The sequence below is a fragment of the Rhodobacter sp. genome (assembly GCA_020637515.1).
Classification (GTDB): domain Bacteria; phylum Pseudomonadota; class Alphaproteobacteria; order Rhodobacterales; family Rhodobacteraceae; genus Pararhodobacter.
In genome coordinates this window covers 1,130,607-1,153,600 of the sequence record JACKKG010000001.1, presented here as the reverse complement: position 1 = coordinate 1,153,600, position 22,994 = coordinate 1,130,607, and the positions used below count along the sequence as shown (strand labels likewise).

Annotated in this window: 19 protein-coding genes; 10 read left to right on the top strand and 9 right to left on the bottom strand. The window is 68.3% G+C overall.

Annotated features, from left to right (window positions below):
* Positions 1–32 precede the first annotated feature (32 nt).
* The 5 genes from leuC (at position 33) to H6900_05545 (ending at position 4,731) form a co-directional block, all read left to right on the top strand.
* Complete coding sequence (leuC, locus tag H6900_05565) at positions 33–1,442, top strand: 3-isopropylmalate dehydratase large subunit (protein MCC0072739.1); 1,410 nt, start codon at positions 33–35, stop codon at positions 1,440–1,442.
* A gap of 33 nt (positions 1,443–1,475) precedes the next feature.
* Positions 1,476–1,997 (top strand): DUF308 domain-containing protein, encoded by a 522-nt coding sequence (locus tag H6900_05560; protein ID MCC0072738.1) that lies wholly within the window; start codon positions 1,476–1,478, stop codon positions 1,995–1,997.
* Between the two features lie 18 nt (positions 1,998–2,015).
* The gene (gene leuD, locus H6900_05555; GenBank protein ID MCC0072737.1) at positions 2,016–2,621 is read left to right on the top strand and encodes a 3-isopropylmalate dehydratase small subunit; all 606 of its coding nucleotides are present in this window, start codon (positions 2,016–2,018) and stop codon (positions 2,619–2,621) included.
* 245 nt (positions 2,622–2,866) lie between these two features.
* A complete protein-coding gene (locus H6900_05550; protein ID MCC0072736.1) occupies positions 2,867–3,718 on the top strand; it encodes a hypothetical protein in 852 nt (283 codons plus the stop codon).
* The gene (locus tag H6900_05545; GenBank protein ID MCC0072735.1) at positions 3,715–4,731 is read left to right on the top strand and encodes an endonuclease/exonuclease/phosphatase family protein; all 1,017 of its coding nucleotides are present in this window, start codon (positions 3,715–3,717) and stop codon (positions 4,729–4,731) included. Before H6900_05550 ends, H6900_05545 begins: the two co-directional genes overlap by 4 nt.
* Positions 4,732–4,814: 83 nt before the next feature.
* On the opposite strand, the gene H6900_05540 is transcribed toward H6900_05545, so the two are convergent.
* The 9 genes from H6900_05540 to H6900_05500 form a co-directional block, all read right to left on the bottom strand.
* Positions 4,815–6,011 carry an HlyD family efflux transporter periplasmic adaptor subunit gene (locus H6900_05540; GenBank protein MCC0072734.1) on the bottom strand — a complete coding sequence of 399 codons (1,197 nt, stop codon included), beginning with the start codon at positions 6,009–6,011 and terminating at the stop codon, positions 4,815–4,817.
* Between the two features lie 10 nt (positions 6,012–6,021).
* A complete protein-coding gene (locus tag H6900_05535; protein MCC0072733.1) occupies positions 6,022–8,382 on the bottom strand; it encodes an FtsX-like permease family protein in 2,361 nt (786 codons plus the stop codon).
* Positions 8,379–9,113 (bottom strand): ABC transporter ATP-binding protein, encoded by a 735-nt coding sequence (locus H6900_05530; GenBank protein ID MCC0072732.1) that lies wholly within the window; start codon positions 9,111–9,113, stop codon positions 8,379–8,381. Before H6900_05530 ends, H6900_05535 begins: the two co-directional genes overlap by 4 nt.
* Before the next feature lie 75 nt (positions 9,114–9,188).
* Positions 9,189–10,532: a phosphoglucosamine mutase gene (locus tag H6900_05525; protein MCC0072731.1), complete on the bottom strand. Its 1,344-nt coding sequence runs from the start codon at positions 10,530–10,532 to the stop codon at positions 9,189–9,191.
* Positions 10,529–11,497: a dihydropteroate synthase gene (gene folP, locus H6900_05520; GenBank protein ID MCC0072730.1), complete on the bottom strand. Its 969-nt coding sequence runs from the start codon at positions 11,495–11,497 to the stop codon at positions 10,529–10,531. Before folP ends, H6900_05525 begins: the two co-directional genes overlap by 4 nt.
* A 48-nt stretch (positions 11,498–11,545) precedes the next feature.
* Positions 11,546–12,460, bottom strand: coding sequence for a dihydroneopterin aldolase (locus tag H6900_05515; protein MCC0072729.1), 915 nt, complete (start codon positions 12,458–12,460; stop codon positions 11,546–11,548).
* Positions 12,461–12,574: 114 nt separating this feature from the next.
* Positions 12,575–13,120, bottom strand: coding sequence for a cell wall hydrolase (locus H6900_05510; protein ID MCC0072728.1), 546 nt, complete (start codon positions 13,118–13,120; stop codon positions 12,575–12,577).
* Between the two features lie 362 nt (positions 13,121–13,482).
* Entirely contained in the window at positions 13,483–16,050 is a 2,568-nt protein-coding gene (locus tag H6900_05505) for a pyruvate, phosphate dikinase (protein MCC0072727.1), read from the bottom strand.
* A 144-nt stretch (positions 16,051–16,194) separates the two neighbouring features.
* A complete protein-coding gene (locus tag H6900_05500; GenBank protein MCC0072726.1) occupies positions 16,195–18,042 on the bottom strand; it encodes a trypsin-like peptidase domain-containing protein in 1,848 nt (615 codons plus the stop codon).
* A 238-nt stretch (positions 18,043–18,280) separates the two neighbouring features.
* On the opposite strand from H6900_05500, the gene H6900_05495 reads away from it, so the two are divergent.
* From H6900_05495 to H6900_05475, 5 genes are read left to right on the top strand one after another with little or no spacing between them, the layout of a single operon-like run.
* Complete coding sequence (locus H6900_05495) at positions 18,281–19,210, top strand: glycine--tRNA ligase subunit alpha (protein ID MCC0072725.1); 930 nt, start codon at positions 18,281–18,283, stop codon at positions 19,208–19,210.
* Entirely contained in the window at positions 19,198–19,713 is a 516-nt protein-coding gene (locus H6900_05490; GenBank protein ID MCC0072724.1) for a histidine kinase, read from the top strand. Before H6900_05495 ends, H6900_05490 begins: the two co-directional genes overlap by 13 nt.
* Before the next feature lie 4 nt (positions 19,714–19,717).
* The gene (locus tag H6900_05485) at positions 19,718–20,512 is read left to right on the top strand and encodes an FkbM family methyltransferase (protein MCC0072723.1); all 795 of its coding nucleotides are present in this window, start codon (positions 19,718–19,720) and stop codon (positions 20,510–20,512) included.
* An 8-nt stretch (positions 20,513–20,520) separates the two neighbouring features.
* A complete protein-coding gene (locus H6900_05480) occupies positions 20,521–22,578 on the top strand; it encodes a glycine--tRNA ligase subunit beta (protein ID MCC0072722.1) in 2,058 nt (685 codons plus the stop codon).
* 4 nt (positions 22,579–22,582) lie between these two features.
* Positions 22,583–22,984: an acyl-CoA thioesterase gene (locus H6900_05475; GenBank protein ID MCC0072721.1), complete on the top strand. Its 402-nt coding sequence runs from the start codon at positions 22,583–22,585 to the stop codon at positions 22,982–22,984.
* The last annotated feature ends 10 nt before the right edge of the window (positions 22,985–22,994 follow it).

Genomic DNA, 22,994 nt, shown 5'->3' with positions numbered 1-22,994 from the left:
CCCTTCCCAAGCCAAACTCCGAGAGATGAGCCATGACCGCTCCGAAAACGCTTTACGACAAGATCTGGGATGCCCATGTCGTCGATCAGTCCGACGACGGCACCTGCCTGCTGTATATCGACCGTCACCTGGTCCACGAAGTGACCAGCCCCCAGGCCTTCGAGGGTCTGCGGATGGCCGGCCGCAAGGTGCGCGCCCCCGGCAAGACGATCGCCGTGCCGGACCACAACGTGCCGACCACGCTGGACCGCGCCAATGCCGAAACCATGACCGAGGAAAGCCGCATCCAGGTCGCGGCGCTGGACACGAATGCCAAGGATTTCGGCCTGGTCTATTACCCGGTCTCGGACGTGCGTCAGGGCATCGTGCACATCGTCGGCCCCGAGCAGGGCTGGACGTTGCCGGGCATGACCGTGGTTTGCGGTGACAGCCACACCGCGACGCATGGTGCCTTTGGCGCCCTTGCGCACGGCATCGGCACCTCCGAGGTCGAGCACGTCCTGGCCACGCAGACGCTGATCCAGAAGAAATCCCGAAACATGAAGGTCGAGATCACCGGCACCTTGCGCCCGGGCGTCACGGCCAAGGACATCACGCTGGCGGTGATCGGCAGGACCGGCACCGCGGGCGGCACCGGCCATGTCATCGAATATTGCGGCGAGGCGATCCGCAGCCTGTCGATGGAAGGCCGCATGACGGTCTGCAACATGGCCATCGAGGGCGGCGCGCGCGCCGGTCTGATCGCCCCCGACGAGACGACCTTCGCCTATGTCCAGGGCCGCCCGCACGCCCCCAAGGGCGCCGCCTGGGAGGCCGCGCTGACCTGGTGGAAGACCCTTTACACCGATGAGGGCGCGCATTTCGACAAGATCGTCACCCTGCGCGGCGAGGATATCGAACCGGTCGTGACCTGGGGCACCTCGCCCGAGGACGTGCTGCCGATCTCGGCCTCGGTTCCCGCGCCGGGCGATTTCAAGGGTGGCAAGGTCGAGGCCGCGCAGCGATCGCTCGACTACATGGGCCTGACCGCCGGCATGAAGCTGACCGACATCAAGATCGACGCCGTCTTCATCGGGTCCTGCACCAACGGCCGGATCGAGGACCTGCGCGCCGCCGCCGCCGTGCTGAAGGGCCGCAAGCTGGCGCCGGGCGTCCGGGCGCTGGTCGTCCCCGGCTCGGGCCTGGTGCGGGCCCAGGCCGAGGAAGAAGGCCTGGCGCAGATCTTCATCGACGCCGGCGCGGAATGGCGTATGGCCGGCTGCTCGATGTGCCTGGCGATGAACCCCGACCAGTTGGCCGAGGGCGAGCGCTGCGCCTCGACCTCGAACCGCAACTTCGAGGGGCGGCAAGGTTACAAGGGGCGCACGCACCTGATGTCGCCCGCGATGGCCGCCGCGGCGGCCGTCACCGGGCACCTGACGGATGTGCGCGATCTGGTGTAAGCTGCCAGCCGTCACCAACCCGAGGAGAGTGAAATGAGTGCCTGGCTGAAACTGGTCCTTCTGGGCCTTCTGTCGATCGCCCTGGGCGCGTTCGTCCTGGGCAATGTCGTGCTGGCCTCGCTGGCCGTCACCACGCTGACCGGCGCGCTTTTGCTGGTCACCGGCGGCATCCAGGTCGTGACCGGCTTCACGGTCGCGGGCTGGCAGCACAAGGCGCTGGCGCTGCTGCTGGGCCTGGCGCTGGCCTTCCTGGGCTGGGCGTTCCTGTCCAACCCGTTGGAAGGCATGATTTCCCTGACCTCGCTGATCATGATCCTGGTGGGCGCCAGCGGTCTGGTGCGGCTCTATGTCTCGATGAACCTGCGCGGCACGGCCTTCTTCGTGCCGATGCTGCTGTCGGGCATCGTGTCGCTCGCGCTGGCGCTCTACATCTTCTTCAACTTCGCTGCCGCGACCATGAGCCTGCTCGGCATCCTGCTGGGCGTCGAGCTTCTGTCGAACGGCGTGAGCCTTCTGGTCCTGGGATACGCTGCCCGAAAGGCGCGCTCTGCCTAGGCCGAATCGGAGACTTCAATGGACAAATTCACCACCCTGACCGGCATCGCTGCCCCCATGCCGCTGGTCAATATCGACACGGACATGATCATCCCCAAGGGCTTTCTGAAGACCATCAAGCGGTCGGGCCTGGGGGTCAACCTGTTCGACGAGATGCGCTACGATCGGAACGGCAACGAAAACCCCGATTTCGTGCTGAACCAGCCGCAATATCGCCAGTCAGAAATCATCGTTGCGGGCGACAACTTCGGCTGCGGTTCGTCGCGCGAGCACGCGCCCTGGGCGTTGCTGGACTTCGGCATCCGCTGCGTCATCTCGACCAGTTTTGCCGACATCTTCTACAACAACTGCTTCAAGAACGGCATCCTGCCGGTCGTCCTGCCGCAAGAGGCGGTCGATCACCTGATGGACGACGCCAGCAAGGGCGCCAACGCCCGCATCACAGTCAATCTTCAGGATCAGACCGTCACCGCGTCCGACGGCACGCGCTATGCCTTTGACATCGATCCGTTCAAGAAGCACTGCATGTTGAACGGGCTGGACGATATCGGGCTCAGTCTGGAAAAAGTGTCGGCAATCGACGCCTATGAATCGCGGGCGCAGACGCAGTTCCCCTGGCTCTGATTTTTCAGTCTTTGCAGCGCATTAGGGCGTCCCGTTCGCGGGGCGCCCCTTTTTTTCCTCATTATTGATGCAAACCTGCGACATTTCAGCCTCGAAAAACACGCTTTGAGCCCCCACCCTGTTCGTGAGTCTTGCGAGGTCGGGCGAAAATGGGCAGAATTGTGGCAAAATTGAGGCAGGCGGCCCTGTTCCTTGGCCGCGAGAAACACTCCACCGGCTCTCACCGGCCGGCAAGGGGATCGAGTATGGGTGACGCGAAAACAAGGTCCCACCTTCCCGGCGCCGCCCTGCGAGCGCTGCTCGTCGGCTTGCTGGCGCTGTTCCCGGCGCTGGTGGTCCCCTCGACCGCCCCCGACACGGCGCAAAGCATGGTGCTGCTGGCGGTGATCGCAGGCGGCATCGTATTTGCCGAATATGCCTCGGAATATCCCGGCCTGATCGAGTTCCGCTTTGCCGCGCCGTTCAATCGCACGCGCTTTGCGCTGATCGCCGTGCTGGCGGTGCTGCTGTCGCTGATGCAGCGCAACCTGGTCGAACCGGGGCTGCTGAGCGGCCTGGCAGGCAGCGCGGCCGCTGTCTGCGGTCAGATGCTGGACTTTGCCATCAGCCCGGTGTCCCTGCTGGTGTCCGCGCTGCCCGACAGTCTGCCCGATGGACACGCGATGCTGGTGCGCAACGGCGCGGCGCTGTCGCTGGTTCTGGCGGCGACGACGGTGCTGGGCTTTGTCGCGGCGATCCGCCTGAACGCCTGGCCAATGGGAACCGGGCCGTTCAACGTCTGGATCAACCTGCCGACCTTCGATCCGACGGCGGGCAACGACGTGGTGCTGCGCCTGCAACGCCATGCGCGTCTTAACATTGCGTTAGGACTTGTTCTGCCATTCTTGCTGCCGGGCGCGGTGCTGGTATCCGAAATCCTGGTCAAGCCGCTGACGCTGGTCTCGCCCATGGGATTCGTCTGGGGGATCGTGCTGTGGGCCTATGTGCCGGCCAATCTGGTGATGCGCGGCGTGGCCATGGCCCGCGTCGCCCGGATGATCCGGGCCAGCCGCCGGCGCTTTGCCGACAGCGAAGGGAACGCCTTCGCCGCGGCCTGATCGCCGCGCTGCTGGTCGTCCTGGCGCTGCCCGCCCTCGCCGACAGTGTGCGAATCGCGGTGTTTCACACGGATCTGGGCCGTGACGGGCCGGGGCTGTTGCTGCGCGACATCCGCCGCCAGGACGCGGACGTTCTGGCCGCTCGTGACGCGATCCTGGAGGCGCGACCCGACATCTTGCTGTTGCTCGATCTGGACCACGATCTGGATGCGCTGGCGCTGACGGCCTTTGCCGACCTGCTGGCCCAGGGTGGCCTGACCCTGCCCAACCGCTTTGCACCACGGCCGAATACCGGACTGGCGACCGGGCTGGATCTGGACGGCGACGGTCGGACCGGCACGGCGGACGATGCGCAGGGTTGGGGCCGCTTTGCCGGCGCGGGCGGCATGGCGCTGCTGTCGCGTTGGCCGCTCATGGGGGATACGCTGGTCGATCACAGCACCCGTCTGTGGCGTGACCTGCCGGGGGCCCGATTGCCCCGGGTTGACGGGGCATTGTTCCCCTCGGAGGCCGTATTTGCCGCTCAGCGCCTGTCTACGACCAACCATTGGGAACTGGCGGTCGATACCCCCGGGGCACCGCTGACGCTGCTGGCCTGGCACGCCGGGCCGCCGGCCTTTGGCGGCCCGCACGGCCGGAACCGGTTGCGCAACGGCGACGAGACCGCCTTTTGGCGGCTGCGGCTGGAGGGGGCGCTTGGCCCGGCGCCGCGGGCGCCCTTTGTGCTGCTGGGCGGCGCCAACCTGGACCCGGCGCGAGGCGACGGCGATCATGCGCAGATCCGCGCCCTGTTGCGACTCGCCACCCTGCAAGACCCTGAACCCCGCGCGGCGCATCCCCCCGCCGGGGCGCCGCCGACCGCGACCGGCTGGTGGCCCGAGGGACCAGGCGCGCTGCGCGTGGACTACCTGCTGCCGGCGGCGGGGTTGCGGGTGCTGGACGCGGGCCTGATCTGGCCCGCGGGGACGGCACACCACGCGCTGGTGTGGGCCGACCTCGCCTGGCCGCCCTGACGTGGAGCGGGTCCGCCGGGCACGAACGGCCCCGCCGTCGCCAGGGGGCGCACACATCGGCGCAACCCCCGTCGCGGTTTCGGTCACTCAGGGCGCTGCACGACCCGGGCGCCGGGCGCCAGAGCGGTGGGCGGATAGAGAACCACACGCTCGCCGGGTTCCAGCCCCGATACGACCTCGGCCTGGCCCTCGGCCTGCGGTCCGACCGTGACGGGCGTCAACCGCGCCAGCCCGTCAACGGCCCGAAACACCGCCCAGCCGCCACCAGAGCGGAACAGCGCGGCCTGCGGCACCAGCACCAGATCGTCGCCCTGCCAGACCGTGATGCGCACGAAGACGCGGTAGCGATCACCCAGGCCCGGACGATCCGCGGGCGGGGCGGTGAAATCCAGCCGCAGCCGCACGCGCTGTTCCTCGATCCCCAGGGCCGACACGCGGGTAAAGGCCGCGGGTTCGATCCGCCGCACCACCGCGGGCAGCACCCCGACCCCGCCCCAGCGTTCGATTTCGGCCGAGGCACCGACGGCGACGCGCACCGCATCCGTGGACAGAAGGTCCGTCTCGATGTCGAGGTCGCCGAGATCGCCCAGCGACATCAGCGGCGCCCCCGCCTGAACCGGGCGCGCGCTTTCGTCGGTCACCGCCAGCACCACGCCGGAATGCGGCGCCAGCACGCGCAAGGGCGCGCCGTCGCCCGCGATATCCCCCGGTTCCAGCAGTTGCGCCTGAGCGCGCTCCAGCGCCGCTTGCCGCAGGTCGCGTTCGGACCGCGAGGCCGCCAGGGCCTGCGACGCCAGCGTGAACCCCAGTTCCGCATCCTCGAGCGACCGATGCGAGATCGTGCCGCCCTCGGCCAGCGCGCGGGCGCGTTCGAGCGCGGTCTGCGCCTGCCCCAGTTCGGTCAGGGATCGGCGCAGGTTCGTGTCGGACAGGGTGACGGCGGCCTGGGCCTCGGCCACCGCGGCCTGGGCCTGCGCCCGTGAGCGGGCGTCCATCAGCGCCGGTTCCGCCGGGCTGAGGATGGCGAGAACTGTCTGCCCCTCGATCACCCTGTCGCCCACCTGAACGGGTGACCGCGCAACCATGCCCGCGATCGGCGCGGTGATGGCATAGGGTTCGCGCACGCGCGTGATCCCCTCGGCCGAGACGGTGACGCGCAGCGCCCCCCGCGCGACGTCCGCCATGTCCACGGCGGTGGGTTGCGGCCAAAGCGCCCAGACCGCTGCGCCCACGACGGCCGCGCCCAGCGCGCCCAAGGTCAATATCCGGGTCCAGGCCATGCCGCCCTCCTCATTCCCGCGCTTTCAAGGCCACCGCCAGATCCACACGATCCAGCCGGCGGCGCACCAACAGCACTGCCCCAAGGGCGGCGACAAAGACAGCGATCCCGGCCATGGCATAGGTGCGCCGTGTGATGACGAAGGGGATCGCCATCAGGTCGGTCGCCATGGCCGACACCAGCCCTGCCGACAACGCATAGCCCAGCGCCCAGCCTGCCGGAATCGCGACCAGGGTCAGCGCCATCACCTCGCCGACCAGGACATAGCCGACCTCGGCGCGCGAGAACCCCAGAACCCGCAGGCTGGCCAGTTCGTGGCTGCGTTCCGACACCTGGATGCGGGCGGCGTTGTAGACCACGCCGATCGCGATCATCAGCCCGACCAGCGTCTGGATTGTCATCGTCGTCAGCAGGTTCTGGCTGAGCGTGGCGTCGAACTGGCGCCGCACATCGGCCCAGTCGGTGAGGCCGGCGACCGCGGGGGTCACCTTGATGCGGGCGTTCAGCGCGGCCATCGCATTGCTATCGACCATCAGGTCGATGCGGTTCACCTGCGGCGCGACACGCATCGCGGCAAAGAGCGGCGCGGCGGCGATATGCGCCTCTTGCCCCATACCCTGGGCGATCACGGCCGCCACCGGCAGGTCCAGCGTTTCGCGCGGCGGGGCCAGCATCTCGATCCGCAGGCGGTCGCCGACGCGCAAATCCAGCGCGGCGGCCAGACGTTCGGGCAGCACCACACCTTGATCCGGCAAGGTGACGACCTGCCCCGCATCGTCGATCAGGCGGGCCAGCGTCGCCCCGGGAAAATGCGCCTGCAACCCGCTGAGACGGCTGCGATGGCCATTCACCAGCCGCGCGGGCATCGCAAAGCCGCCCTCGGCCAGCCGCACGCCGGGCAGGCTGCCAGCGTCCAGTATTGCGCGTTCGGGTTGCGCCCGGTTCAGCACCAGCGTGACCTGCTGGCGGTTCGACTGGGTGAACATCGTGTCCGCCAGCAGCGTGACGGAATCGAAGCTGAAATAGGACGCGACCAGCAGCGCGACCGAGGCCATGACCCCGAACAGCGTGATCGCCGCGCGCCCGGGCCAGCGCAAGACCGAGCGCAGGATCATCATGGTGGTCTGCCGCACGCGCAGCGCCGCCACGGCGCGGTCCACCCAGCCCCGGCTGAAATTGGGCGGCGCGGGGGGCGACATGGCCTCGGCCGGGGGCAACCGGACCGACGCCATGACCGCCCGCCAGCCCCCCGCAAGTGCCGTCGCCATGCCCAGCACCGCCGCCAGCACCATGACCCCCGTCGCGGGATCGCGCAGGATGACCGGAAAGCGGAAATAGTCGCGATACATGCCGATCATCGAACTGCCGATCCACTGCCCCATGGCGATCCCCATCGCCACGCCGATCACGCCGATCAGCAATGCCAGTTTCAGATAGTGCCAGGCGATCTGGCGCGTGGAATAGCCGATCGCCTTCAGCAGGCCGATCTGCGTGCGCTCCATCTTGATCAGGCGGCCCAGAACCATGTTGACCAGAAAGGCGGCGACCAGCAGGAACACCGGCGGCAGGAACCGCGCGAGCACGCTCAACTGCGTCATCTCGCCATCGAGAAAGGCGTGCGACATCTGCCGGTCGCGGCCATAGGCGCCGGTGCCACCATAGGGCGCCAGCAGCCGGTCCAGCGCCGCGATCACCGCGCGCGCGTCGGCGCCGCGCGTCAGGCCGAGCGCGATCTCGTTCACGGCTCCACCCATGTCCATCGCCGCCTCGGCGGCGGATTCGGTCATCCAGATCAACCCATAGCGCCGGTCGTCGGGCATCATCGCGCCGGGCGCGATGGTATAGACGAACTCGGGCGACAGGACCCAGCCGGTCACCGTCAGGTCCCGCAGGCGTCCGTTCAGAACGGCGCGAAACCGGGTGCCGGGCAGCAGGTTGTTGGCCTCGGCAAAGGGCTCGTTCAGGGCGACCTCGGCGGGGTGGTCGGGATCGGGCAGGCGGCCCCGGCGCAGTAGCGGCACGTTCAGCGCATTGCCGCCGGCGGGCAGCGAGACGACGCGCCCGGTCGCCGGTTCGGCCAGCCCGTCCACGTCCAGAACGGCCTGAAAGCCGATGCGCCCCTCGGCCTGGGCGACGCCGTCGATCTGCTGTGCCTGCGCGACGACGGCGCGGGGCGCGCGGGTCATCGCGGCGAACACGTCGGCAAAGCGGTGACGTTCGTAATAGGCCGCCTGCGTCCCGCGCAGGCTGGACTGGGTCATCTGCATCCCCACCAGCATCATGATGCCGCACGCAAGCACCAGCGCGATGGCCAGTGTCTGCGCCCAGATCCGCCTGAGGTCGCGCAACAGCTTGCGGTCCAGCGCCGTCACCAGGACACCTCGCGCGGATCGACGCGGGTGGCGTTCACCTCGTCCGACTTGATCTGCCCATCGCCCAGCACCACCACTCGATGCGCAATCCGGCGAATCGAGGCGTTGTGCGTCACCATCACCGTGGCGGTGCCCAGATCGCGGTTCACCTGCGTCAGCGCCTCAAGCACCTGAACGCCGGTCGCGCTGTCCAGCGCGCCCGTGGGTTCATCGCACAACAGCACATCCGGGCGCTTGGCAATGGCGCGCGCGATGGCCACGCGCTGTTGTTCGCCGCCCGACAATTCGGCCGGGAAATGGTCCATCCTGGGGCCCAGCCCGACCCGTTCCAGCGCCTCTTCGGGCCGCATGGGGTTGCGGGCGATCTCGGTCACCAGGGCGACGTTCTCGCGCGCGTTCAGGCTGGGCACGAGGTTGTAGAACTGAAAGACAAAGCCGACGTGATCGCGCCGAAACGCTGTCAGGGCGCGGTCGGAAACGCGCGTCAGGTCCTGGTCGCGAAAGAACACGCGGCCGCTGCTGGGTTGATCCAGCCCGCCCAGGATGTTCAGCAAGGTGGATTTCCCCGACCCCGATGCCCCCAGCAGCACGACCATTTCGCCCTCGGTCAGCGACAGGGTCACGCCCCGCAGCGCCTGAACCGCGACCTTTCCGGTGCGATAGACGCGGGTGACGTCCTCGACGCGGAACACGGGCCCGGCGGGCCTGGAGGGAGGGGCAACGGCCTTCATCGTGCCACTATAGCGCAGCGCGCCGCGCTTGCCTTGATGCAAAGCAAGACCCGGGCGCCCGGGCCCGCCCTGTCGTCAGAGCGCGGCCTCGATCTCGGCCACCAGGCCGGCGGCGATCTCGTCCAGCAGGGTCGTGTCCTCGCATTCCACCATCACCCGCACCAAAGGTTCGGTGCCCGACTTGCGAATCAGCAACCGACCCGAGCCGTGAAGCCGCGCTTCGGCCTGGGCAATGGCGGCGCGCACGCTGGCGGCCTCCATCGGGGTCTGACCGGCGGCGTAACGCACATTGCGCAGGCTTTGCGGCACGGGTTCGAACTGGCGCGTCAGGGCGCTGGCGGGTTGGCCGGTCTCGGCCATGGCCAGCAGGAACTGCAAGCCGGCGATCAGCCCGTCGCCCGTTGTGGCGTAATCGGTCATGACGATATGGCCCGACTGCTCGCCGCCCAGGTTCAGCCCCTTCTCGCGCATCCGTTCGACCACGTAGCGGTCACCCACCGCGGTGCGTTCCAGTCGCAGCCCCTTTCGGTGCAGGAACCGTTCGAGCCCCAGGTTCGACATCACCGTCGCCACCAGCGTGCCGTCGTTCAGCCGTTCCTCGGCCGCCCATCGGGCCGCCATCAGCGCCATGATCTGATCGCCGTCGGCGACTTGGCCGTGTTCGTCCAGGATCAGCACGCGGTCCGCATCGCCGTCCAGGCAGATCCCCAGATCCGCGCCATGCGCCACGACCGTTTCCGCCGCCGCGCGCGGTTGCGTCGATCCGACGCCCTTGTTGATGTTGGTGCCGTCGGGGGTGACGCCCACGGGGATCACCTCGGCCCCCAGTTCCCACAGGACCTCGGGGGCGGCCTTGTAGGCGGCACCGTTGGCGCAGTCGATCACCACCTTCAACCCGTCCAGGCGCGCCCCCTTGGGCAGGGTCGTCTTGGCGTATTCGACATAGCGGCCCAGGCCGTCGTCGATGCGCCGGGCGCGACCGATCTCCAGCGGGGCGGCCAGTTCGCACCCCTCGGCGATCAGCGCCTCGATCGCGGCTTCGGCCTGATCGGACAGCTTGAAGCCGTCAGGGCCAAAGAACTTGATGCCGTTGTCCGTGGCCGGGTTGTGGCTGGCCGAGATCATGATCCCCACATCCGCCCGCATCGAGCGCGTCAGGAAACCGACCGCCGGCGTCGGCACAGGACCCAGCAGCAGCACGTTCATGCCGGTCGAACACAGCCCGGCGGTCAGGGCGTTTTCCAGCATGTAGCAGCTCAGCCGCGTGTCCTTGCCGATCACCACCCTGTGCCCGTTCTTGCCGTCCTGCCGGAAATGGCGGCCCGCCGCCGCGCCCAGTTTCAGCGCCATCTCGGCGGTCATCGGCCATGCGTTGGCCTGTCCGCGCACGCCGTCGGTGCCAAAGAGCTTCCGGGTCATTCGTTCGTCTCCAATGTCAGCGCGCGCCACAGCGCCAGCGCCTGAACCGTTTCCGCCACGTCGTGCACGCGCAGGATCTGCGCGCCCTGCGCCGCCGCCCAAAGCGCCACCGCCACCGACCCCGGCACGCGCTGCGCCGCGACATCGACCCCCGACAGCGTGCCGATGAACCGCTTGCGCGAGGCCCCCAGCAGGATCGGGGCGCCCAGCGCATGGAACCGCGACAAGCCTTTCAGCAAGGTCAGATTGTGTTGCAGCGTCTTGCCAAAGCCGATGCCGACGTCCGAAATCAGCCGCTCGGGGGCGATCCCCTGCGCGACCGCGTGGTCCATCCGCCGGGCGAGATAGTCGTAAACCTCGCCCAGAACGTCCTGGTAACGGGGCGCCTGCTGCATCGTCTGCGGTGTGCCCTGCGCATGCATCAGGCAGATCGGCGCGCCGGCCTCGGCGGTGACGCGGGCCAGATCGGGGTCCCACGACAGGGCCGAGACATCGTTGACGATATTCGCCCCGGCCGTCAGCGCGGCCTGGGCCACGCCGGCCTTGCGCGTGTCGATCGAGATCGGCGTGGCAATTCCAGCCGCGCGGATCGCCGCGATGACCGGCGCGGTGCGGACTATTTCGGCGTCGGAGGGGACCTCGGCGGCGCCGGGACGGGTGCTTTCGCCGCCGATGTCCAGGATATCCGCCCCGGCCGCGACCATCGCCTGCGCGCGCGCCACGGCCTCGGGCACCCCGCCCAGGGTGCCGCCGTCACTGAAGCTGTCGGGCGTGACATTGACGATGCCCATCACCAGCGGCCGGTCCACGGGCAGACCCGGCAGGATCGGACGCGGCGCGGACAGTGCCGCGGGCCGCGCGACGCCGGTCGCGTCCCACCACACATGCGCCGAGCCCGCCAACGGGAGGGCGCCGGGCGGGCGCGGCAGATCGGTGCGCGGAACGGGATGCAGCGGCGAGGTCATACCCTTTGAGAATCAGATCGCGGGGGCCAAGGCAAGCGCGCCGGGGGCTCAGGCCGGAAATGTTTCCAGACGCACGCGGCTTCCTGCCGACAGCCGGATACCCTCGGGCAGGAACATCACCTGCGCCGCCAGCGATTCCGCCAGCCAAAGCGCCAACGCCGGACCGTTCGCGGCGTGCTGGATCGGCGCGTCGGGCGTGTCCAGCACCAGCTTCGACGGCGCCCAGACGATGGTGCGGCCCTGTCGGATCGCCCAGTCGATTTCCGTGCGCGATTCGGTGACCAGCCAGCGGCGGTCCCGCCCGGCCAGCACCCAGGCGTTCTGTTCGATGGCCAGCAGGTCGATGCGGCGCTGCACGGCGGTCACATCGACCGCGGGCACGTCCTTGTCGGGCAGGCCGACGCACAGCACCACCGGCATACCACCCGCGGCCAGCACGTCGATGCGGGCCGGCAGGTCGGGCGCGGCGATATGGGCGTTGTCCAGGTAGACGACGATCGGATGCACGGCGAGCTGATCGCCGGTCTGCTGGCGCACCGGCTGCGCGGCGGCGGTGCGGATGATATCGACCCCCAGCTTGAACGGCCCGCGATCCAGCTTTTCGATGCGGATGAAGGCCCGCATCGCGCGGGGATGCGCAAGGATGCGTTCCGCGACGTGTTCGGCCAGCGTTTCAAGCAGGTTCAACCGGCCCGCCGCCAGTTCGTCGGCGATGGCCTCGGTGATGGTGTCGTAGGACATGATCTTGTCCACGTCGTCATCGACCGGGCCCGTTTGGGGCCGCACCTCGACCACGATATTGAACATCAGCCGCTGGGTATGGCCGCGCTCGGTCTGGAAGGCGCCGATCTCGGCCTCGACCTGATAGTCGCGCAACGAAATCCGATCACGCGGATCGGCCGAGGCGGTGGCTTCGGCGCGTTCTTCGGGATGGGCAAAGGCCAGGTGGCTGTCGGTGCTCATGGCGAGCCTCCGGTCGGGACATGATGGCGCCTCTTACCCCCGCCAGCGCGTCAAGCCCAGCCCATGAGCGGCCAGAAACGGCCCCGGGACGACACGTCGGTGTGTCCGATCGGATCAGTTGCTCGAAAACCGCAAGGGTTCGCGGTAGAACAGATGCGAGCCGTAGCGCGCGGTGCGTCGAAAGCTGGCCGCCCAGCGCGGCCGCACACCCGAGGTGTGGAAATGCGTCGCACCGTCGGTCAGTTCGCGCGGTGCACCGGCGATCATGACCTGCGCAATGGCATTGGCGAGGCGCCGCGCGGTCGGTTCGGTCATCGCTCGCGACCGCCCGTTGCAGGCATAGCTGAACTGGCAGGCGTTCCGGCGCCCGGCGTTCTGATGCACCACGCCGCAGACGCTGTCGGGGTAATTCGGCAGATCGACGCGGTTCAGGATCACCTCGGCCACGGCGAACTGGCCATAGACATCCTCGCCCCGGGCCTCGTGATAGATGGCCTCTTGCAGGCACTGGACCGCGGAGTCGTTGGATTGCGGCATCGACATCAGATACCCGATGTCATAGCGCCGGATCGCCGAGGGTTCGGCCAAGGGCGTCGTCGCACGGCTGACCAGCGCCGAACTCACACCGCGCATGGCCTCGCGTTCGGCGCTCAACGCCATGGCGAGGCTCTGCTCAAGCGGCAGGTCTGCCGCCGCGGGCGCGGGCAGCAACGATACGATCAAGGCGACGGCAGCCCCCAAGGGCGCCAAACGATGCATCAGTCCCATACCGTCCATCCTCTGTCAGCCGTGGCAGCACAAAAGCCGTGCCAAGGGCGTCCGGTCACCGCATTTCTTGCGGTTTCATCTGGTTTCACAGCGGGAAAAGCGCGGCCCGGTCTCCCCCCAAGACCGCAGGTCCCCATCGGTTGCATAGCGCAAAATCCGCCGCGCGTCCACAACGGCGCGCCGCCAGCCCCTGCCGCCTATCGCCGCAGCGCCGCAACGCCGGCACCGGGCCCGACGGCGCCCGGTTTGCGCTGTCAGCGCAGGTCCGGCATCGGTTCGGCCGCGTCGGCTTCGTGCAGGGTCAGCTGCGCCGCGGCGAGACGCGCCACCGGAACGCGGAATGGCGAACACGAGACATAGTCGAAGCCCGCCTCGCGGCAGAAGGCTATCGATTCGGGGCTGCCACCATGCTCGCCGCAGATGGACAGCGTCAGGTCCTTGCGCGCGCTGCGGCCACGCTCGGCCGCGATCAGCAGCAATTCGCCCACGCCCTCGGTGTCCAGCACGTGGAACGGGTCCTCGGGGAAGACGCCGGCCTGCACATAATAGGACATGAAGCGCCCGGCGTCATCGCGCGACAGGCCATAGGTCATCTGCGTCAGGTCATTGGTGCCAAAGGACATGAAATCGGCGTGCTGGGCGATCTCGGCCGCCCTGAGCGCGGCGCGGGGCGTCTCGACCATCACGCCCAGACGATATTCGAACGGGGTGCCCTTTTCCACGCGCACGGCGGCCGCGACGGCGTCGATACGGGCCTTGACCAGTTCGACCTCGCGCATGGCGCTGACCAGCGGGATCATGATCTCGGGGACCACCTTTTCGCCCCGGCGGCCAGTTTCGATCGTCGCCTCGAAGATGGCGCGGGCCTGCATCTCGTAGATTTCGGGCAGGGTCACACCCAGCCGCACGCCGCGCAGACCCAGCATCGGGTTGAACTCGGCCAGTTCCTCGGCCCGGCGGGTCACCTCGGACAGGGGCTTGTCCAGCGCGTCGGCCAACTGCTTCATCCCCTCGCGCGTGTGGGGCAGGAATTCGTGCAGCGGCGGGTCGAACAGGCGGATGCACACGGGCAAGCCCTGCATGATGGCGAAGAGCTCCTGAAAATCCGACCGCTGCATGGGCAGCAGACGGGCCAGCGCGGCAGCACGTTCCTGGCCGCTGTCGGCAAAGATCATCTCGCGCATGACGGTCAGGCGGTCATCTTCGAAGAACATGTGTTCGGTCCGGCACAGGCCGATGCCCTCGGCTTTGAACCCGCGGGCGATGCGCGCATCCGCCGGCGTGTCGGCATTGGCGCGCACGCCGATGTCGCGCAGCGCGTCCGCCCAGTCCAGCAACGTGCTGAACCAATGGTCCAGCGCCGGCTCCAGCATCACGGCCTCGCCGCGCAGAACCTCGCCGGCGGTGCCGTCGATGGTGATGAGATCGCCCTCGATCAGGACGTGGCGCGCGGTGTGCAACTGCCGGGCCTTCAGGTCGATCCTGAGGCCGGAGGCGCCGACGATACAGGGCACGCCCAGGCCGCGCCCGATCACCGCCGCGTGGCTGGTCATGCCGCCGCGTTCGGTCAGGACGCCCGCCGCCGCGTGCATCCCGCGAATATCCTCGGGCGAGGTTTCGCGCCGCACCAGGATGCAGGGTTCGCCGCGCGCGGCGCTGGCTTGCGCGCCGGTCGAGGTAAAGACCAGCCGCCCGGTGGCCGCGCCGGGGCTGGCGGCAATACCGCGCGCGATCACGTCGCGGGCGCCGCGCGGATCGACCTGACGGTGCAGCAGGTCCGACAACGCCCGCGGGGTGACGCGCATCAACGCTTCCTTGCGGGTGATGATGCCGTCCTCGGCCAGGGTCACGGCGATACGCACCGCGGCGCGGCTGTTGCGCGGAACCTTGAGCGCGTCCAGCACCCACAGCTTGCCGCCGGTGATGGTGAACTCGATCTGCATTTCCTCGCGCAGCTTCTGGCGGCAGACCGCGCCGTGACGGATCAGTTCGGCAAAGGCCGCGGGTTCCTGTTCTTCCAGAGAGGGGCCGCGCGGGTCCTTGGTCAGATAGATCGCCTGCGGATTGTTCGAGATCGCCTCGCGTCCCTGGCCCCGGACCGCGTAGCGCCCGGTCACCTGCGGCGCGCCGGTCACGGGCTCAATGAACTGGATCACGCCGGCGCCGCTTTCGCCCGTGCCCAGCCCGCCCGCCATGGCCTGCACGACCAGGCCCAGACCGGCCTCCTCAGGGGCGCCCTTGGCCTGTCGGAGCAGCCGCGCCGAGGTCCCCTCCCACGCGCGCGCCATCGAGCGCAGAACCTCGGCCAGTTGCTTGCGCGGGTCCTGGGGAAAGGGTTCCTCCATTTCCTTTTCATAGTCGTAGAGCGCGGCCTGTAGCGCCGGCAGGCACGGTTCCACCACCGCGAACATGTCGGGGTCCAGCCGCGCGACGTGCTGCGCATAGGACTGCACAAAGGAAAGATACAGCGCGGTCGCGACCGGCTCGCCGCAGCGTTCGGCGATCTCGGCGTGGCGCTCGTCGTTCATGCCGATGTTCAGGATCGCCCCCGGTCCGCCCCAGTCGGGGTTCTCGGCCGAGGGGCGCACGGACAGAAGCTGCCCGGCCTCAAACCGGCCCGTCAACGCGGTCAGTTCGGGCATCGAGCCCGCCGCGATCGCGCGCACCGCCTCAAAGGACAGCGCGACGGTCCGCGGCACCGGCATGTCCAGCCGCACCAGCCGTTGCAGGCACTTCGCGCGCCACCCGTGCGAGCGCAGCGCGATGGGCGCCGAACCGGTGATTTCGGTGTAATCGACGAGGCTGAGGTTTCTGGTTGCCATGGGGTTCTCCTGACGGGGCGCAGGATAGGCCGAAACGCCGACCGTGCAAGCGCAGAAATTTCGCGGGTCCTCAGGCTGTTGCGCCATGGCAAAGGGGCGCGGCCCCGTGGACCGCGCCCCCCGATTTCGTTCCGTTCGTGACCGTCAGTTCCAGCAGGACACCAGAACCGACAGATCGCCCGACATGCGCGTCAGCATCTCGGGCGACATGGCCCGGGTGCCGCTGCTGACGCTGGGCGAAACGCCCGCGCCGGTCAGCGCCGCCTGGATCGCCTGCGCCGAGACGGCAAAGTTCACGTCCTCGGGCAGCATCCGGCCAGGGGTGGCCGGGCGCGGCAGCAACATGCCGATCACCGCGCCCGATCCGTCGAACACCGGACCACCGGAATCGCCGGGCTGGGCGTCCAGCGTCAGCGTGCGCAGATCGGCCTCGCCGTTCAGGCCCGACGCTTCGCTGAGCCGGCCAAAGGTCACGATCGGCCGCGTCAGCGTGTCCTGATAGCTGAAACCAGCGACGCGCACTTCGCTGTCCAGGCTGGGTTCAGTGGCGGCGAACTGGGCAAAGGCCAGGGGCACCAGCGGGTCCTGGGGCGTCAGCACCGCGATGCCTGAGGCGGCATCGACGGAACGGACGTTGGCCAGATAGGCCTCGTCGATGGTGACGCGGCCGCAGCCCTGGACGGCCTCGGCCGTGGTGACGACGGTGCCGGTGGAATCGACGAAGAAGCCGGTGCGCGAATGCTCGGGGCGGCGCACCTCGAGCCCGGACACCAGATCGCGCCGCGCCACGGTTGACGCCGTCGCGCCCATGTCCGACGGCAGCACGCCGTCGATCATGCGGAAGCTGTCGCGCATCGTGTTCATGATCAGTTCGGCATCCGCATCGGCGGCGGGGGTCCACAGCAGGGCCCAGCCCTTGATCTGGCCGTTCTGATAGCGCGCCTCGACATGCGCGCGCTGGGTGGCGCTGCGTCCGTCGATGGTGAAGCTGTTGCGGTTGCGTTCGCGCGGACCGTCCAGCGGAATCACTTCCAGCGTTTGCAGGATTTCATAGAGCCCGTAGAACGCGCTTTGCGAGCCTTCCTGGCTGATCAACAGCACCCGCATCCCCGAATTGTTGATCTCGGAGAAGTGGCTGAAGGGGGCCTCGTGGCGGTCAAACGCGACCATGCCCAGGGGCAGGGTCATTTCGATGCCGGCGGCCTCGTCGCGGAAGGGGCCAAAGGCATAGCGGGCGACGGCGCTGTCATAGCTGCGCAACAGGTTGGCGCGCTGGCGGGTGGTCAGATAGCCCGAACCGTCGAAGCCCTGCGCCTCTTGCCAGTTGCGAATCGCGGCGCGGGTGCCGGGGCCGAAATCGGCGTCGATGGTGCTGCGGTAAAAGCCGAACCACTGCAACGCGATCTGGATCGCCATGCGGTCGTCGCGTTCGAGCGTGTATTCAAGGCGCCGGGCCTCGTCCACGGTTTCCTCGGGCAGGTCGGCCAGCGCAGGTTCGGCCTGGACGGGGTCCGCCGCCGGGGCATCGGCCACGACCGGCTCTTGCGCGGCGGGCTCCGGGGCCGCAGGCGTATCGCCCGCCGTCGCCGCGGTCGTCGCCTCGGTCGTTGCGTCCGTCGTCGCGTCCGTCACCGGGGCCTGGGCCAGCGCGTTGCCGCCCGCTGGCCAGAACTGCTGACCATAGATGCTGTCGTCGGTGACATAGGCGTCCTCGCGGATGTCCCGCGACGCCAGAAGCTGCTGGCGCCGGGCCTCGGCCTCGTCGGCGGTGGCAAAGGGGCCGACCGCCAGCGCATACCAGCCACCCGCGATGCGGAAGCCGGCGATGTTGCCGATGCGTTGCTGATAGCGGGCCGCGAATTCCTCGGCCGTGCGAAGGGTCGCGTGAGCCTCGACCTGGACCCAGTGGGTCGCCTGCGCGAGGGCGGCGAACGGGGTCAGAAGCAGGGCAAGGCACGCGGCGAAAAGAACTTTCACAATACGGTCGGTCACGGTCAGTCCACGATTGGTTGATTTCAATGATTCCCTTGCGGACCCTAACAGGGTCGTCAAGCATTTACCGATAAAAAAACGGTTAGGTCGGGTGCACGGAGGCTCACGCGGCCTTTTTTCCCCGGGCGCTGGCGGTCCGGCCCGGGCTGCGGCGTTGACCCCGGACAAAGGCGCGCCTATTGAGGCGGAAAATTCGCGCCCCTCGCGCGCGCCCATCCGAGACTGCCTGAGGTCCGACATGTCCGTTTCCACGGCGAAGCCCCGCAGCTTTCAGGAGATCATCCTGCGCCTTCAGGCCTATTGGGCCGCGAAGGGCTGCGCGATCCTGCAACCCTATGACATGGAGGTCGGCGCGGGCACCTTTCACCCGGCGACCACCCTGCGCAGCCTGGGCAGCCAACCCTGGGCAGCGGCCTATGTCCAGCCGTCGCGCCGTCCGACCGACGGCCGCTACGGCGAGAACCCGAACCGGATGCAGCACTATTACCAATACCAGGTGCTCATCAAACCCTCGCCGCCGAACCTGCAAGAGCTTTACCTCGGTTCGCTCGATGCGATCGGCATCGACACCGCGCTGCACGATGTCCGCTTTGTGGAAGACGACTGGGAATCCCCCACCCTGGGCGCCTGGGGTCTGGGCTGGGAGGTGTGGTGCGACGGTATGGAAGTGTCGCAGTTCACCTATTTCCAGCAGGTCGGCGGTCATGACTGCCGCCCGGTTTCGGGCGAGCTGACCTATGGTCTGGAACGGTTGGCCATGTATGTGCTGGGCATCGATCACGTGATGGACATGCCCTTCAACGACCCCGAGGCGCCGATCCCGCTGACCTATGGCCACATCTTCCGGCAGACCGAACAGGAATATTCGCGCCACAACTTCGACGCGGCGACCACCGACATGCTGCTCAGGCATTTCGAGGACGCCGAGGCCGAATGCGAGCGGCTGCTGGCCTTTGACCCCCAGGACCCCAACAGCGGCAAGCGCATCGTCATGGCGCACCCCGCCTATGACCAGTGCATCAAGGCCAGCCACCTGTTCAACCTGCTGGACGCGCGCGGCGTGATCTCGGTCACGGAACGCCAAGCCTATATCGGCCGCGTCCGCGCGCTGGCCAAGAAGTGCGCCGACGCCTTTGTGCAGACCGAAGCCGGGGGGTGGGTCGCGTGACCAAGGGCAAGATCGCCGCGCTGCTGCTGGTCGTCCCCGCGCTGATCGCGGGCGGGGCGATGTATTACCTGCAGGTATACGGATACTATACCGAACTGGAGCCGCAGATCGGCTATCAGGTCGCCACGCCCGACGGGGGCACGGCGCGGCTCGACATTGCGGATTTCCGGGGCATCGACAGCGACTCGTCGCCGCTGCGCTACCGGGCCTGCTTTGCCATCACCGGCAGCCTGCCGCCGATGGTGGAATATGCCGACCCGACGCCCCTGAACGCCCCCGGCTGGTTCGACTGTTTCAGCGCCGAGACCATCGGCGAGGATCTGGAAACCGGGGCCGCCCGCGCGGTGCTGGTGGAATCGAACACGCGCTACGGGTTCGACCACGTGATGGCGCTGTATCCCGATGGTCGCGCCTATGTCTGGCCGCAGATCAATCATTGCGGCGAAAAGGTCTTTGACGGCCAGCCCGCCCCCGACGACTGCCCGCCCCCGCCCCAAGGTTAAGCCGATGACCGACACACTCGATCTGAGACCGCGCGACCGCTGGCATCTGGCGTTGCACAACCTTTTGTCGCGCACCGGCGCCGACGGGTTGAAACCCGTGGCCGTGCGCCGTGATGGCGATGCCTTCGTGCTCAGCACCACCGGGCACGAGCTGCGCGTGCCGTCGGCGTTGCTGTGGCGGTCCTATCGGCGCGGCTGGGACGCGCGGATGACCCGCCTGGCGGCCGAGTTCGGCCTGGACGGCACCTTTGCCATCGCGCCCGGCGAGTTGGTCATCGACATCGGTGCCAATGTCGGCGATTTCGCCCTGCTGGCGGTGCAATCGGGGGCGCGGGTGCTGTGCATCGACGGCGACCCGACGGTGGTCGCCTGCCTGCAACGCAATGTCGCACCGCACGCGGGCGTTACCACCGAATGCGCGATCTTGTGGAAGGAAGCCTGCGCGCTGACCTTCTACAGTGCGCCGGGCCGGGCCGACAGTTCCATTTTCCTGCCGCCGGGCGACGGTGTGGCCGCGTTTACCGCGCAAGCGACGACGCTGGACAGCGTCGCGGCGGCGCATGGGCTGGGCCCGATTGCCCTGCTCAAGATGGACGCGGAAGGCGCCGAGCCCGAAGTGCTGGAAGGCGCGACCGAGGTTCTGTCCCGCACCCGCCATGTCGCCATCGACACCGGCCCCGAACGCAACGGCGAGGAAACCGGCGAGGCCTGCGCGGCGATCCTGCGCGCCGCCGGGTTCACCCTGTTGCCGCCCCCCGCCACCAAACGCCGCATGACCCTGGCGACCCGCGCCGACTGAGGTTTCCGATGCCCGATATCCTGATCGAACTCTTCTCGGAAGAGATCCCCGCCCGGATGCAGACTCGCGCCGCCGAGGATCTGCGCGGCCTGGTGACGGACGGCCTGGTCGAGGCGGGCCTGACCTATGCCCATGCCCGCGCCTATTCCACGCCGCGCCGCCTGGTGCTTGCGATCGAGGGCCTCAGCGCCGAAAGCCCGACCCAGCATGAGGACCGCAAGGGCCCCAAGGTCGGCGCGCCGCAACAGGCGCTGGACGGGTTCCTGCGTTCCACCGGGCTGACGATGGACCAGCTTCATACGCATGAGGACAAGAAGGGCGCGTTCTACGTCGCCCATCTGACCCGCCCGGGCCGCCCAGCCTCGGCCATCCTGGCTGAGGTGCTGGAAAGGACGATCCGCAATTTCCCCTGGCCCAAGGCGATGCGCTGGGGCTCGGGCGCGCTGCGCTGGGTGCGTCCGCTGCATTCCATCCTTGCGCTGATGGTGACCGAGGCCGGGGCCGAGGTCGTGCCCCTGGACATCGACGGCCTCGTCGCCGGCAACACCACGCGCGGCCACCGCTTCATGGCGCCCGATGCCTTTGCCGTCACCTCGTTCGACGATTATGCCGCCCGGCTGAAGCGCGCCTTTGTCGTGCTGGACGCCACCGAACGCGCCGCCATGATCGAGAACGAGACCCGCAACCGCGCCTTTGCGCTGGGGCTCTCGCTGGTCGAGGACAAGGGCCTGCTGGCCGAGGTCGCCGGGCTGGTCGAATGGCCCGTCGTGCTGGTCGGCGAGATCGGCACCGAATTCCTGAGCCTGCCACCCGAGGTTCTGCAAACCTCGATGCGCGAACATCAGAAGTTCTTTTCGCTGAAGGGTGCCGACGGGCGGATCGTCCGCTTTGTCACCGTCGCCAACCGGGAAACCGCGGACCACGGCGAAACGATCCTCAAGGGCAACCAGAAGGTGCTGCGCGCGCGCCTGTCGGATGCAAAGTTCTTCTGGGAGAACGACCTGCGGGTGGTTCGGACCCAGGGGTTGACCGGCATGGCCGAGGGGCTGGCCAACGTCACCTTCCACAACAAGCTCGGCAGCCAGAAAGCCCGCATCGACCGCATCGCGGCGCTGGCGCGCGAGATCGCGCCCCTGGTCGGCGCCTCGCCCGATCTGGCCGAGGAAGCCGCGCGGATCGCCAAGGCCGACCTGCAATCCGCCATGGTCGGCGAATTCCCCGAGTTGCAGGGCACGATGGGCGTCTATTACGCCAAGGCCGCCGGCCTGCCGGATGCCGTGGCGAACGCCTGCAAGGCGCATTACCAGCCGCTCGGGCCGTCCGACGACGTTCCATCCGAACCCGTCTCGGTCGCCGTCGCGCTGGCCGACAAGATCGACACGCTGACCGGCTTCTGGGCGATCGACGAGAAACCCACCGGCTCAAAGGACCCCTTCGCCCTGCGCCGCGCCGCGCTGGGGGTGATCCGGCTGGTGTTGGGGAATGGTGTGCGCGCACCCCTGAACGGCGTCTTTGCCAAGGGCTACCCGGGCGGCGCGGGCCCTGATCTGCTGGCCTTCTTCCACGACCGCCTGAAGGTCTTCCTGCGCGACGAGGGCATTCGCCACGACGTCATCGACGCCTGTCTGGCGATGCCCGGCAATGACGACCTGACGCTGCTGGTCAACCGGGCGCGGGCGCTTTCGGACACGCTGAAAACCGAAGACGGCGAAAACCTGGTGCAGGGCTTCAAGCGCGCGAACAACATCCTGACCCAGGCCGAGGCCAAGGATGGCGTCGAATATTCCTATGGCGCCGATCCCAAATTCGCGGAAACGCCCGAGGAAACGGCGCTGTTCGCCGCCCTCGACACGGCGGAAGCGCGGATCGCCCCCGCCATGCAGACCGAGGATTTCGCCGCCGCCATGGCCGCCATGGCCGCGCTGCGCGCGCCCATCGACGCGTTTTTCACCGCCGTGCAGATCAACACCGACAACCAGGTCCTGCGCCGCAACCGGCTGAACTTGCTGCACCGCATCCGCGCCACCATTGGCGGCGTGGCCGATCTGGCCCGACTGGAAGGCTGAGCGCATGAGCGACCTCCACAGCATCGACTATACCGTGACCTTCGGCGACTGCGATCCGGCGGGGATCGTGTTCTACCCGAACATCTACGGCTGGTTCGATCGCTGCTTTCACGATTGGCTGGCGCGCTTTGGCGGGCACGCGGCCTTGTGCCGGCAGGTCGGCGCGGTGGGCGCGGGGCTGATGGAATCGGACGCCCGCTTTCGCCGTCCGATGCGGCCCAACGACCGGATCACGGTGCACATGACGGGCGCGGAATGGGGGCAAAGGACCCTGCGTCTGACCTATACGGTGATGAACGGCGACACGCTCGCCGCCACCGGCACCGAGCTGCGCGGCCTGTTCAAACCCACCGAAACCGGGATCACCGCGGGAGAGATGGCCGAACTGCGGGCCCTGCTGGACTGAACGGTCGCCG

Excerpts from the sequence above, each read along its gene's own strand:
- H6900_05480 (MCC0072722.1), top strand. The coding sequence starts at position 20,521 with ATGCCCGATATCCTGATCGAACTCTTCTCGGAAGAGATCCCCGCCCGG.
- H6900_05540 (MCC0072734.1), bottom strand. The coding sequence starts at position 6,011 with ATGGCCTGGACCCGGATATTGACCTTGGGCGCGCTGGGCGCGGCCGTC.
- H6900_05505 (MCC0072727.1), bottom strand. The coding sequence starts at position 16,050 with ATGGCAACCAGAAACCTCAGCCTCGTCGATTACACCGAAATCACCGGT.
- H6900_05475 (MCC0072721.1), top strand. The coding sequence starts at position 22,583 with ATGAGCGACCTCCACAGCATCGACTATACCGTGACCTTCGGCGACTGC.
- folP (MCC0072730.1), bottom strand. The coding sequence starts at position 11,497 with ATGACCTCGCCGCTGCATCCCGTTCCGCGCACCGATCTGCCGCGCCCG.
- H6900_05525 (MCC0072731.1), bottom strand. The coding sequence starts at position 10,532 with ATGACCCGGAAGCTCTTTGGCACCGACGGCGTGCGCGGACAGGCCAAC.
- H6900_05530 (MCC0072732.1), bottom strand. The coding sequence starts at position 9,113 with ATGAAGGCCGTTGCCCCTCCCTCCAGGCCCGCCGGGCCCGTGTTCCGC.
- H6900_05495 (MCC0072725.1), top strand. The coding sequence starts at position 18,281 with ATGTCCGTTTCCACGGCGAAGCCCCGCAGCTTTCAGGAGATCATCCTG.
- H6900_05560 (MCC0072738.1), top strand. The coding sequence starts at position 1,476 with ATGAGTGCCTGGCTGAAACTGGTCCTTCTGGGCCTTCTGTCGATCGCC.
- leuC (MCC0072739.1), top strand. The coding sequence starts at position 33 with ATGACCGCTCCGAAAACGCTTTACGACAAGATCTGGGATGCCCATGTC.
- leuD (MCC0072737.1), top strand. The coding sequence starts at position 2,016 with ATGGACAAATTCACCACCCTGACCGGCATCGCTGCCCCCATGCCGCTG.
- H6900_05550 (MCC0072736.1), top strand. The coding sequence starts at position 2,867 with ATGGGTGACGCGAAAACAAGGTCCCACCTTCCCGGCGCCGCCCTGCGA.
- H6900_05485 (MCC0072723.1), top strand. The coding sequence starts at position 19,718 with ATGACCGACACACTCGATCTGAGACCGCGCGACCGCTGGCATCTGGCG.
- H6900_05510 (MCC0072728.1), bottom strand. The coding sequence starts at position 13,120 with ATGGCGTTGAGCGCCGAACGCGAGGCCATGCGCGGTGTGAGTTCGGCG.
- H6900_05515 (MCC0072729.1), bottom strand. The coding sequence starts at position 12,460 with ATGAGCACCGACAGCCACCTGGCCTTTGCCCATCCCGAAGAACGCGCC.